The 11,443-nt window shown below is 71.6% G+C and carries 10 protein-coding genes; 3 read left to right on the top strand and 7 right to left on the bottom strand.

Annotated features, from left to right (window positions below):
* Positions 1-25: 25 nt before the first annotated feature.
* Positions 26-481: a hypothetical protein gene (locus EO776_RS08815; RefSeq protein WP_049929323.1), complete on the bottom strand. Its 456-nt coding sequence runs from the start codon at positions 479-481 to the stop codon at positions 26-28.
* Positions 474-2,330, bottom strand: coding sequence for a MutS-related protein (locus tag EO776_RS08810; protein WP_129452389.1), 1,857 nt, complete (start codon positions 2,328-2,330; stop codon positions 474-476). Before EO776_RS08810 ends, EO776_RS08815 begins: the two co-directional genes overlap by 8 nt.
* 147 nt (positions 2,331-2,477) lie before the next feature.
* Between EO776_RS08810 and EO776_RS08805 the strand changes: the two genes are divergently transcribed.
* Entirely contained in the window at positions 2,478-3,152 is a 675-nt protein-coding gene (locus EO776_RS08805) for an MBL fold metallo-hydrolase (protein WP_049929325.1), read from the top strand.
* 7 nt (positions 3,153-3,159) lie between these two features.
* Here EO776_RS08805 and EO776_RS08800 read toward each other — a convergent pair whose 3' ends face one another.
* The 4 genes from EO776_RS08800 to EO776_RS08785 all read right to left on the bottom strand — a co-directional run bounded on the left by EO776_RS08800 (position 3,160) and on the right by EO776_RS08785 (position 8,038).
* A complete protein-coding gene (locus tag EO776_RS08800; RefSeq protein ID WP_049929326.1) occupies positions 3,160-4,308 on the bottom strand; it encodes an acyl-CoA dehydrogenase family protein in 1,149 nt (382 codons plus the stop codon).
* A 61-nt stretch (positions 4,309-4,369) separates the two neighbouring features.
* The gene (locus tag EO776_RS08795) at positions 4,370-6,520 is read right to left on the bottom strand and encodes an AMP-binding protein (RefSeq protein ID WP_094521361.1); all 2,151 of its coding nucleotides are present in this window, start codon (positions 6,518-6,520) and stop codon (positions 4,370-4,372) included.
* Between the two features lie 33 nt (positions 6,521-6,553).
* Positions 6,554-6,988, bottom strand: a complete 435-nt coding sequence (locus EO776_RS08790; RefSeq protein ID WP_049930070.1) for a universal stress protein — start codon at positions 6,986-6,988, stop codon at positions 6,554-6,556.
* A 96-nt stretch (positions 6,989-7,084) separates the two neighbouring features.
* A complete protein-coding gene (locus tag EO776_RS08785) occupies positions 7,085-8,038 on the bottom strand; it encodes a transcription initiation factor IIB (RefSeq protein ID WP_006113981.1) in 954 nt (317 codons plus the stop codon).
* 335 nt (positions 8,039-8,373) lie between these two features.
* Between EO776_RS08785 and EO776_RS08780 the strand changes: the two genes are divergently transcribed.
* A complete protein-coding gene (locus tag EO776_RS08780; RefSeq protein WP_086219128.1) occupies positions 8,374-8,772 on the top strand; it encodes an apurinic/apyrimidinic endonuclease family protein in 399 nt (132 codons plus the stop codon).
* Positions 8,773-8,775: 3 nt separating this feature from the next.
* Positions 8,776-9,399 (top strand): METTL5 family protein, encoded by a 624-nt coding sequence (locus EO776_RS08775; RefSeq protein ID WP_049929329.1) that lies wholly within the window; start codon positions 8,776-8,778, stop codon positions 9,397-9,399.
* Between the two features lie 37 nt (positions 9,400-9,436).
* Here the strand turns inward: EO776_RS08775 and EO776_RS08770 are convergent, their stop codons facing one another.
* Positions 9,437-11,356, bottom strand: a complete 1,920-nt coding sequence (locus tag EO776_RS08770) for a rhomboid family intramembrane serine protease (protein WP_094521353.1) — start codon at positions 11,354-11,356, stop codon at positions 9,437-9,439.
* Positions 11,357-11,443 lie beyond the last annotated feature (87 nt).

The following is an 11,443-nucleotide window of genomic DNA, read 5'->3' as shown; positions in this document are numbered from 1 at the left end:
GGGCGGTTCCGGTCTCCGGCTCGGCTCACCCGAGCGCGTTCACGTCGACGCTGCGGACCCCGCCGTCGACCTCGATCTCGACCGTCGAACCGACGCGCTCGCGCACGGTCTCGCGCCACGCCTCGACGCTCTCGGCGTGTCGCTCGCGACGCGTTTCGAGGTCGGCGTCAGGGAGTTCGGCGGCCGTGTCGTCGACTTCGGGGTACGGGGGCACGTCCGCGACGAGGTCCCTGGGGTCGATGTGGAGCGGCGCGGGTGCGTCGTCGGAACCACCGTTCCCGTTATGGCCTCCATTCCCGCCGGCGTCGAGCGCGTGGAGCCGTGCGCGCATCCGCCCGGAGAACGGCGGCGTCGCGCGGAGGACGACCTCGCGGTCGCTCCGGAGCGTGGCCTCGAGCGCGTTCGCCACGTCCTCGCGGTGGACCGCGATCGACCGGATCCGGTCGGGACCGGCCGCGTCGTCCGCCGACTCTTCAGTCATCGTTCGCCGCCCACTCGGCGTCCGAGAGCGTTCGCTGGACGGCCTCTTCGCCGACCGCGCCCGCGAGGTGTTCGAAGCCGGCGCGGACGCCGCGGTCGCCCGCGTTCGCGACCAGCCGCGAGACGATGAACTCCGGCGTGGACTTCCCGACCGTCTCGAACCGCGGCTGGTAGTCGACGCGGAGCTCCAGGTCGTTCGTCAGCCCCTCCGCGAAGATGCCGTCGATCCGTGCGGCCTCGGGCAGCGGACTCAGGTCCTCGGCGAGGTGCGTGACGTAGACGCCGAGCGCGCCGCGGTCGACGGTGAGCGTCACCAGCCCGTTCAGCAGGTCGGCGGCCCGGCCCGGCTCCGTGATCGCCTCGAACTCGTCGACGAGCATGAGCGTCCGGCCGTCCGCGACCAGCGGCGGCACGACCGACTTCAACGTCGACTCCAGCACGCCGGTGTTGAACGACGCGTGTCGGCGGTGGAAGACGATCCGGTCGAACGTCCCGACCTCGGCCGCGTCGGCGGGCACGGGCAGCCCCATCGATGCGAGCAGCGCCACCGCGCACAGCGTTTCGAGGAGGGTCGTCTTCCCGCCGGAGTTCGCCCCGGTGAGGACGCTCACGCGGTCGCCGGTCGGCGGCGCGTCGGCGCTCGCGACGCCCGACGCGTCAGCGAGCGAGTGCGAGCCGACGCCGTACGAGACCGGCTGGACGTCGCCCCCGAGGAACGGGTTCCGCGCGCCGCGCACGGCGATGCCGTCGTCGACGAGCGTCGGGCGGACGTGCCCGTTCTCCGCCGCGAACCGCCCGAGCGACAGCAGGAAGGCGGCGTCCGACACGGCGGACGCGGCGCGGGCGACGGCGGTGTCGCCGCCGTCGTCCGCTCCGTCGCCGCCGGCGGCGGTCGCGTCGTCTCTCCCCGCGGACTCGTCGCCCAGCCGCTCGCGGATGTCGGCCGCGACGGCGGCCTCACGCTCCTCGACGGCCGCTTCGAGTTCGACGACGAGGTCCCGCAGCGTCCCGGAGACGAAGTCGGCGGCGTCGAGCGCCTCGTCGGGCGACGCGGCCCGGACCGTCGCGGGCTCGACGCCCGTCTCGCTCGCGACGTGGTCGATCGTCGCCGCCTCCAGCGCCTCGAAGTCGCGGAGGCTCCCGTCGCGGACCGATTCCAGCACGTCGAACGCGGAGTCGGCGAGGTCGCGCGCCGCGGACAGCTGCTCGCGGAGCCGGTCCAGCTCCGCGTCCGCGCCCGCCGCGATCTCGATATCGTCACCGTCGAGCCCGCCGGCGGGGTCGATCGACCCCCGGACGTCGGCGAGCGCGTCGGCCGCGTCGCGCAGGCGGTCCCCGTCCAGCGCGCCGATGTCGGCGAACGGTCCCGCCGTCAACCCCGCCTCGCGGAGCGCGACGGCGGTCTCGACCGCGGCCAGGTCGGAGCCGGCGGCCTCGTCGTACGCGTCGAACGCGTCCGCGACCGACTCCCGGTCCGCCTCGTCGAGGTCGGTCCACGCGTCGCGGGCGGCGACGACCCGGTCTAGTCGTGCCTCGACGGCGTCGCGGTCGAGGAGCGGGGTCAACACCCGAATGCGGTCCGCCGCGTGCGCGGTCAGCGCCGCGTCGGCCGCGAGCCCGAGGAGGTCGTCGTACACCGAGCGCGCGTCGCCAGTCGCGAGCACGTCCATCCCGGCCTCCCCGTTCGCCCGGCGGAGGATGCGGGTCGCGCGGCCGCGGTGGAGCCCGGCGTCGACGAGCGCGCGGACGTCGGCCGACTCGATTGCCTCGACCGCCCGCTCGGTCCCGAGGGCCTCGGCGAGCCGCTCGCTCGTCTTCGGCCCGATCCCCCAGTAGTCCTGGAGTCGCATACCCCGTGGTGTGGCCCCGGCATCTTGGCGCTTTCGTCGCTCGCGTCGCCGACGGCGACCCCGCGAGAGCGTCGGCGCGAGTTCCGTCCCCTCGCCGTCGGTTCCGCCACGGCAGCGTTCATACCGCGCTGACTCCTACTCGCGGCCATGGCCACGGAGATCGCGGACGGCGTCTGGCGACTCGACTGCGGCGGAGTCAACGCGTACCTCGTCTTCGACGACGTGCCGACGCTCGTCGACGCCGGGACGCCGTGGGACGAGGGCGCGATCCGAGAGGGCCTCGGCGACGCCGGCGTCGATCTCTCGGCGATCGGGCGCGTCCTCCTCACCCACTACGACCTCGATCACGTCGGGACGCTGGCGGCGCTGACGCCGGAACTCGACGCGCCGGTCCACGCCTACGGCTTCGACGCGCAACTGCTGCGGGGCTATCGGACCCCCCCGCTCGGGAATCATAAAGGGCTGATACAGCGGCTCGGCGGACTCGTCACCGATCTCCCGGAACTCGAAATCGTCGGCGTCCGCGACGGCGACGCGATCGGCTCGTTCACGGCGTACCACACGCCGGGCCACACGCCCGGCCACGTCGCCTACGTCAGCGAGGAACTGGGCGTCGCGCTGCTCGGCGACCTCGTCTCGGAGTCCGACGGCGAGTTGACGGAGTCCGGCTGGGTGATAAGCTACGACACGGGCGCGGTCGCGGCGAGCGTCCGGTCGCTCGCGGAGCGCGCCCCCGCGTTCGACGTCGCCTGCGTCGGGCACGGCGACCCGCTCGCCTCGGGGGGCGACGAGGCGCTGCGCCGGCTGGCGGCGACGCTCTGAACGCCGCCTAGCGCGACTGCCGGTAGATGAGGTTGCGCTGGATGTCGTTGGCGCCCTCGTAGATCACCGGGATGCGCACGTCGCGGTAGACGCGGGCGATCCGGCGCTCGGTGAGGTTCGACCGGCCGCCGTGGAGCTTCATCCCCTTCTCGGCGCAGTCGGTGGCGACCTCGGTGGACTTGGTCTTCGCCAGCGCGGCCCAGTAGCCGGCGTCCTCGCTGTTCGCGACCTTCTCGCAGGCGCGCCAGTTGAGCGCGCGCGCCGACTCGAAGCCGATCCGCATGTCCGAGACCGTGTGCTGGACGGCCTGGAAGTCGTCGATGGTGCGGCCGAACGCCTCGCGCTCGTCGATGAACGCCTCGGCCTCCTCGATGGCCGCGGCCGCGAGGCCCAGTCCGTGGCCCCCGACGATGACGCGGCCGTGGTTGAAGAAGTCCGCGAGGGCGTAGAACCCGCCGCCCTCGCTGCCGACGACGTTCTCCTCGGGGACGAAGCAGTCCTCGAAGACGATGTGGCCCTGCTTCGACGCGCGCATCCCCATCTTCTCGGGGATGTGCTCGGCCTCGTAGCCGTCGGAGTCCGTCTCGACGATGAACAGTGTGTAGTTCGAGTAACGGTCGTCGCTCTCGCCAGTCTTGGCGTAGACGGTGAGCCAGTCGGCCTCGACCGCGTTGCCGACCCAGTACTTCTCGCCGGTGAGCTCGTAGCCCCCCTCGACCTTCTCGGCCTTCGTCGTCATGCCCGCCAGGTCGGAGCCGGTCTGCGGCTCCGACACCGCGAGCCCCGAGAGCTGTTCGTTCTCGGCCACCGGCCGGAGGTACTTCTCCTTCTGCTCCTCCGTGCCGTAGTCCTCGACCATCTCCGCGCCGAAGCTGGCGAGCTGGAGGGTGAGCGCGATGCCCGCGTCCGCGCGGTAGAACTCCTCCGCGATGGCGAGCACCTGCGCGAGGTCGAACCCTTTCCCGCCGTACTCCTCGCCGATGTCCTGCGCGACGAGCCCGGCGTCCATCCCGGCTTCGAGCACCTCCCACGGGTACTCGCCGGTGTCGTAGTACGACTCGGCGTTCGGTGCGATGTACTCGTCGGCGAACTCGCGGGCCTCCTGTTTGACGTCTCGCGCGCGCTCCGGCACGATGCTGTCGTCGAGCAACTCCATACCGACCCTGTGGACCCCGTGGACAAAACCTTCGTGGAACAACGAAGAACTCCGGGCGAGTTCACGCGTCGTCGACCGCGTCCGTGTCGCTACGTTCTCCGTCAGCGCCCGCCCTCGCGTCGCCGTCCTCGTCGCCGCTTGTCTCCACGTCGCCGTCCTCGTCGCCGCCCACCTCCGCGTCGCGTCGCGTGACTCCCTCCGATCCGGCCGCGACCTCGTCTCCCTCGGTCGCATCCGACGAAGGCTCTCCGTCGGCCACCGTGCCGCCTTCGAGCGCGCCCGCGTCGTTCGCTCCTCCCGCAGCGTCGTCCGCCTCGCCGCCCCCCGCTGGCCGGTCGTCCGAGTCAGGCTCCGCGGCGTCCGACTCGTTCCCCGCCGCGTCCGACTCCGCGGGCGGTTCCGCGGGGTCGGCTGGCTCGAACCCCGCGGTCTCGAGGTCGGGGTTCCCGCGCGGGTCCGCCCCGTGTTCGCGGAGGAGCGCGCGCGTCGCCTCCCTGTCGACCGTCCCCGAGACCGTCCGCGGCAGCTCCGCAGTGTACGCGATCGTCTTGGGGATCTTGAACCGCGCCAACCGCTCGCGGGCGAACTCGACGAACGCCGCCTCGTCGATCGGCGCGGGACCGACGGATCCGGCCCCGGTGGCCGACATCGCGGCCTCGCTCTCCGCGTCGCCCCCGTCCGCGCCGTCGCCTTCCCCGTCGGTCACCGAGGGATCGATCTCTGGGACCGCGTCGTCGACGGCCGGGTCGGCGGCCGCCGACCGGAACTGGTCGCCGACGGCGACGAGCGCGGCGACGCGCTCGCCCCACACCTCGTCGTCGAGCCCGACCACCGCCACGTCGTCGACGTCGTCGTACTCCCGGAGCACGTCCGCGACCTCCCCGGGTTCGACGTTCTCGCCGCCGCTGATGATCCGGTCGTCGACGCGGTTGAGCACGTGGAGGTAGCCGTCCTCGTCGAACCGCCCGACGTCGCCGGTTCGGAGTCCGTACGGGCCGAAATCGGAGCGGTCGAGGTCCGCTGTTTCGATCCCGTTCACGCCGACCGACCCGGTGGAGGACGCGTCGCCCCCCTCGACCGCATCGGCGGTTGACGCGCCCGCACCGTCGACCGCGTCCGGGTCGCCGCCGTCCTCGACGAGGTACCCCGGAGTGATCGTCGGCCCGCTGACGACGATCTCGCCGGTCTCGCCGGGGTCGACCGGGTCGCCGCCGTCGACGACGGTCACGTCGGTGCCGAACAGGGGTTTTCCCACCGTGCCGATCCGGTCTCTGGTCTGTCTGGGCGTCGCGGTCGTGATCTGCGACGCGGCCTCCGTCATTCCGTACGTCGGGTAAACGGGGATCGAGTAGTCGCGGCACCGTTCCAACAGCTCCGCCGGCGCTGGCGCGCCCCCGAGCAGGACCACCCGAAGCGAGTCCGACAGCGTCCCCCGCCGGTTGAGCATCCGCCGGAGCATCGTCGGGACGAGCGAGACGCCGGTCACGTCGTAGGCGTCGATGTCGTCGGCGGTGCCGCCCGCGTCGAACCCCTCGCGTAACACGAGGGTCGTCCCGTACAGCACCGACCGGTACACCGGCGCGAGCCCGCCCATGTGGTGGAGCGACAGCGACACCAGCCAGCGGTCGTCGGCCTCGACCCCGAGGCGGAACGCGGAGGCGACCGCGGAGCTGTACACGTTGCCCGCGGTCAGCGGGACAGGCTTGGGTTCGCCGGTGGTCCCCGAGGTGAACAGCACGCAGAGCGGGTCCTCGAACGACCACTCCGGGGGATCGAGCGACGCCGGATCGACGTCGTGGATCCCAGTTACGTCCGCGTCCGCCGGGTCGTCCACGGAGTAAACGGGGACGCCCTCGATCTCGGACACCGCGGCGGTCGCGGTCGATTCGGTCGGCTCGGCGCAGACGACGGCGTCGAGGTCGGTCCGGTCGATCCGCGCGGCGATCTCGCGGGCGGTCAGCTCCTCGCCGAGCGGGACGAACGTGGCGCCGATCCGCATCGTCGCGTGGACGAGGCCGACGGTGCCCACGTACGGGGGCGTGAGCACGCCGACCCGGTCGCCCTCGCCCAGTCCGTGCGCGACGAGTCGCCCCGCCGTCTCGGCGACGAGCCGGTCGAGGTCTGTGTAGCTCCACGCCTCGCCGTCCTCGGCGCGGACGAGGGCGGTCCCGTCCGGCGACGAGACCACGCGGTGAGAGAGCCAGTCGCGCATCGGTGTCACCCCCGTTCGCCCGAGGCCGTGCGGCTACTCATCCGCCGGCTGTCGCACGGTCAACACCGGAACGTCCGAGGTGCGGACGACCCGCTCGGTGACGCTCCCGAGCAGGTAACGGTCGAGCCCCTTCCGGCCGTGGGTCCCCATCACCACCACGTCGATGTCGTTCTCGTCGACGTAGTCGTGGATCGACTGGTAGGCGGTGCCGGACGCGACGGTGGTGACGCACTCCACGCCCGCGTCCGCGGCGGCGTCCGCCACGCGTCCCGTCGCCTCCTCGCCCTCCGATTCGAGCGCCTCGACGACGATCTCCGCGCCCGCTTCCAGGCTGGAGTACGCCGCGCCGTCGACGACGTACAGCGCGTGGAGGCGAGCGTCGTACCGGTCTGCGAGGTCGATCGCGTGTTCGATCGCGGCGTCCGACGCCGGGCTGCCGTCGGTCGGAACGAGGACATCCGAGTACATCACACTCCCCGCTACAGCGGGTAGCGATTAAAAACCCGATCCAACTGTTCAGATCCCGAGACGGGACGAACTCCGGGGTCTCGACCGGCCGACCGCCTAACGGAAGCCCATCGCTTCGATCTGCTCTTGGTACCGATTTCGGATGGTGACCTCGGTGACCTGCGCCACGTCGGCGACCTCGCGTTGGGTCTTCTTCTCGTTACAGAGCAGCGACGCGGCGTAGATGGCGGCGGCCGCGAAACCGGTGGGGGACTTCCCGGAGAGCAGCCCCTGCTCGGCTGAGACATCGATGATCTCGGTCGCCTTCGACTGGACCTCCTCGGAGAGCTGGAGCGCGGACGCGAACCGGGGGACGAACTGTTTGGGATCGACCGGCTTCAGCTCTAGGCCGAGCTCCTGGGAGATGTAGCGGTACGTCCGGCCGATCTCCTTCTGCGGAACCCGCGACACGTCTGCGACCTCGTCGAGGCTCCGGGGAATCCCCTCCTGCCGGCAGGCGGCGTAGAGGGCGGCGGTGGAGACGCCCTCGATGGAGCGGCCGCGGATGAGGTCCTCGTTGAGCGCGCGTCGATAGATGACCGAGGCGACCTCCCGTACCGACCGGGGAACGCCGAGCGCGCTCGCCATGCGGTCGATCTCAGAGAGCGCGAACTGGAGGTTGCGCTCGCCCGCGTCCTTGGTCCGGATCCGCTCCTGCCACTTCCGCAGTCGGTGCATCTGCGAGCGCTTCTCGGAGGAGAGCGACCGCCCGTACGCGTCCTTGTCCTTCCAGTCGATCGTCGTCGTCAGCCCCTTATCGTGCATCGTCTCCGTGATCGGCGCGCCGACCCGGGACTTCGACTGCCGCTCGTTGTGGTTGAACGCGCGCCACTCCGGCCCGCGGTCGATGTTCCGCTCGTCCAAGACGAGCCCGCAGTCCTCGCAGACGAGCTCTTGATCGGCGTCGGTGACGATGTTCTCCGAGTCACACTCCGGACAGGAGACCGTCGATTCGTCCGTTTCCTGCTCCGTGTCCCGCTCCTGTTGCCGCTGGCGACTCGGACGTTCCATTAAAAGGTTTCTGGTCAGTCGCGCATTTAAGCCTTGTCCACCCCTATCATCGATCCTGACGGTTCTCGAACCAACGTAAAATCGCGTTTTCGGACGTTAGAGAGGGATCAATAGCAGATTAGCGAACAGAATACACATCGTTGGCTGCCCTACCGTCGCCCGACCACCCGCACCGAGACGCACGAAACGTGACCGTGGACGGAGCCCCGGTCGAGCCTCGGGCGTCGTTTGACGCCCACCTCTCGCCAGTTCCGTCGGTCTTACCCCCGGTGCCCAAGTTTATTACTCCTAAACATTCAAGAAGATTTTTGTATAACCTATACCAATAGGCGTGTATGAGTACGACTTCCCCGCCCGGCGTCGAACGCACGCTTCGCGGCTGTCGCCCGGCCGACGTCGATCCCGTCGTCATCGACGCGGCGGACCTCGACAGCACCGCGCCCGAGCACCTCCGCGACCTCAAGCGGGGGCTCGCGGCCCGCGGCTACCAGCCCGCCGCGGTCGCCGCCGAAGCCGAGTTCGACGCCGAGAGCACCCTCGAGCGACAGCGCGAGGTCGACCGACTGCGCGGGCTCCTCCGCGCCGCGGCGTTCCTCGGCGCCGGCCGGATCGAGGTCAGCGTCACCGGCGAAGTCCGCGAAGAGGCCCGCACGGCGCTCGCGGCGCTCGCCGAGCGGGCCGACCGCGAGGGCGTCGAACTCGTCCGGGTGGGCGCGGACGCCGGCGGCGCCTGACCGATGGCGACGAAGCGCTCGCTCGCGACCAAGCTCGGCGTCGTCGCCGGCTTCGAGCGCCCCGACGCCGCCCTCGAACAGTACCCGACGCCGCCGGAGCTGGCCGCCCACGTCGTCCACCTGGCGGACCTCCACGGCGACGTCGAGGGGCGGACCGTGCTCGACCTCGGCGCCGGCACGGGGATGCTCGCGCTGGCGGCGGCGCTTCGCGGCCCCGCCCGCGTCGTCGGCCTCGAACTCGACGGGGGCGCGCTCGCGACCGCCCGAGGGAACGAGCGCCGCGTCGCCGCCAGCGCGCCGGTCCACTGGGTTCGTGGCGACGCGACCCGCCCGCCGCTCGCAGTCTCCGAGCCCGCGACCGTCGTCATGAACCCGCCGTTCGGCGCACAGGACGGAAACCGCAACGCAGATCGGGAGTTCCTCGCGGTCGCGAGCGACCTCGCCGAAGTCTCTTACTCGGTCCACAACGCCGGTAGCCGGAAGTTCGTCGAGGCGTTCGCCGCCGACGAGGGCGGCGAGGTGACGCACGCGTTCGCGGCCGAGTTCCGGATTGACGCACAGTTTGATCACCACACCGACGAGGCGCGCGACATCGACACCGAAGTGTACCGGATCGAGTGGTCGTAGGGGGCCGGACGCTCTCTTCCCGGCCCGCCGGCGCGGGCTACCGCTGTCCCTCGTACCGCTCCCGCTGTGCGATCCGCACTCGCGTCTCGCCGCGCTGCGCGAACACGGCGTTGCCCTCGCGAACGAACGTGATCCCGCGGACGGTCTCGGTCTCGTTCGCGGCCGGGAGCGGCGCCGTGACGTTGTTCCCGCTGCCGCCGGCAACCGTCAGTTCGAACCCGTCGGGCGTGGCCGCGATGACGACGTTCCGCCCGTCGATCCGGGGCTCAGCCCGGGCGGGGTCGCTCGTGAACAGCGTCCGTCTCGTCTCGTTCCTGACCACGTCGACCCGGTACGCCGGACCGCCGTTCGCGGCGACCCAGCCGACCCGCTGAACCCAGACGGTCTCCCGCCAGCCGGTGCCCCCCACGTCGACCGCGCGGTACCCCCAGAACGCGAGGTTCCCCTTCGAGACGGCGGTCGTCCATATCTCGCGGTCGGGGTCGCTGACGATCACCCCCGACGTGTTGACCGACGTCGAGCGCCCGAACGCTTCCACGTCGACGACGCCCACGAGTCGGTCCTCGACGTTCTCCGCGTAGGTCACCTGATACCCCTCGACCTCGATCGGGTCGCCCGGGAGGTCGCCGTCCTCGACCGTGACGAGGTTCGGCACGACGGCCGGCCCCGCGACGGCCGCCAGCGCCGCCGTGAGCAGGACCAGTCCGACCGCCGCCGGCGTCGACGACCGGATCCCGTCTCTGAGCGTCTCGGGCTTCGGCACCGCTCGGGACGGCCAGAGCGGGTCGTCGCGCGAGGCGGCCGCGACGGCGACGATCGCGGCCAGCAGGGCGAGCAGCCCAACGCCGACCGCGCGGTACAGCTGGTACCGCTCGTTGCCGAGGTACCAGTACACCGCCCACAGCCGACGCGAGGCGCCGAACAGCAGGAGCGCCCCGAAGACGACGAGCGCGGTGCGCTCCGACGCGTCCGCGCGCGACCCGTCGTGGTCCGGCGCGGCATTCGGATGGAACCGCCACCGACCGGGGGTCGCGCCCGCGTCGCGGTCCTCGCTGCGTTTTCCGTCGTCCCGCCCTCGAGTCCGCCGCCGCCGCAGGAGTACGACGGCGACGAGGGCGCCGCCGATGAGCCCGAGCGCATGCCCTTGGATCGCGACGTTCGCCCACCCCGGGGCGCCGTAGGATGGGGACGCCTCGGCGAACGCCACCGGCGTCCGGAGGGCGTCGTAGACGACGCCGACGAGCGCCGTTCCCGTCGTGGCGACGACCGCGGCGACGGGACGCGTGACGAGCGCGAACCCCCAGTACGCGAACACGACGACGGAGAAGCCGATCACGGGCCCCAACGCGAACAGCGCGGAGACGAGGCCGAACGCGACCGCCGCGCCGGGGACGATCAGGAACGCACGGACGTAGGGGTTCTCGCCGGGGGATTCGACGGCGCGGATCCGGCTCGGCAGCCGTCGGGCTCGACTCGGCATCTCACGGACTCGACCCGGGAGACCTCGCAGGCGATCCGGGAGTCGGCGGGACCGGACGGCGGCCCGCTCCCGGTCGCCGACCTCGCGTCCCTCGGGGAAGTGGCCGTACGCGTACTCCGCGAGGCTCCCCGCGACGAGCGCGGAGAGGAGGTTCCCGGTGATGTGTCCGCGGCCCGCGTGCGCGAAGCTGGACCAGACGAGCCCCTCCGGGTAGAAGTATGACCACGACCGGAACGGGATCACGACCGGTCGGTTCGGGTCGTCGATTCCGGACTGGACGAACAGGTACACTCCGATCACGCCGGCGACAACGAGGAGCGTCCCCCACGGGACACCGAGCAGGAGCCGCGAGCGGAGCGTCCGCGTCCAGTCGGCCCCTCGTCGATCCGCGAGGAACACCGCGGCGAGCGCGACGGCGACGGCGACGCCGCCGGCGGCGAGGTGGACGGTGTCCGACGCCAGCGCGTCCGCGACCATGTCAGGTTCGACGGGGCCGCGCACACATCAATAACGGGGGTCGAACGCGGTACGGGGTCGGGCGTAATGCGAGGTCGAGCAGGCGGG

This window comes from Halorubrum ezzemoulense, assembly GCF_004126515.1.
Lineage (GTDB): Archaea > Halobacteriota > Halobacteria > Halobacteriales > Haloferacaceae > Halorubrum > Halorubrum ezzemoulense.
This window is presented reverse-complemented; position numbering and strand designations above follow the sequence as displayed.

Bases quoted from the DNA above. Each gene is read 5' to 3' on its own strand.
- EO776_RS08780 (WP_086219128.1), top strand. From the start codon at position 8,374: ATGAGTACGACTTCCCCGCCCGGCGTCGAACGCACGCTTCGCGGCTGT.
- EO776_RS08805 (WP_049929325.1), top strand. From the start codon at position 2,478: ATGGCCACGGAGATCGCGGACGGCGTCTGGCGACTCGACTGCGGCGGA.
- EO776_RS08800 (WP_049929326.1), bottom strand. From the start codon at position 4,308: ATGGAGTTGCTCGACGACAGCATCGTGCCGGAGCGCGCGCGAGACGTC.
- EO776_RS08785 (WP_006113981.1), bottom strand. From the start codon at position 8,038: ATGGAACGTCCGAGTCGCCAGCGGCAACAGGAGCGGGACACGGAGCAG.
- EO776_RS08795 (WP_094521361.1), bottom strand. From the start codon at position 6,520: ATGCGCGACTGGCTCTCTCACCGCGTGGTCTCGTCGCCGGACGGGACC.
- EO776_RS08815 (WP_049929323.1), bottom strand. From the start codon at position 481: ATGACTGAAGAGTCGGCGGACGACGCGGCCGGTCCCGACCGGATCCGG.
- EO776_RS08770 (WP_094521353.1), bottom strand. From the start codon at position 11,356: ATGGTCGCGGACGCGCTGGCGTCGGACACCGTCCACCTCGCCGCCGGC.
- EO776_RS08810 (WP_129452389.1), bottom strand. From the start codon at position 2,330: ATGCGACTCCAGGACTACTGGGGGATCGGGCCGAAGACGAGCGAGCGG.
- EO776_RS08790 (WP_049930070.1), bottom strand. From the start codon at position 6,988: ATGTACTCGGATGTCCTCGTTCCGACCGACGGCAGCCCGGCGTCGGAC.
- EO776_RS08775 (WP_049929329.1), top strand. From the start codon at position 8,776: ATGGCGACGAAGCGCTCGCTCGCGACCAAGCTCGGCGTCGTCGCCGGC.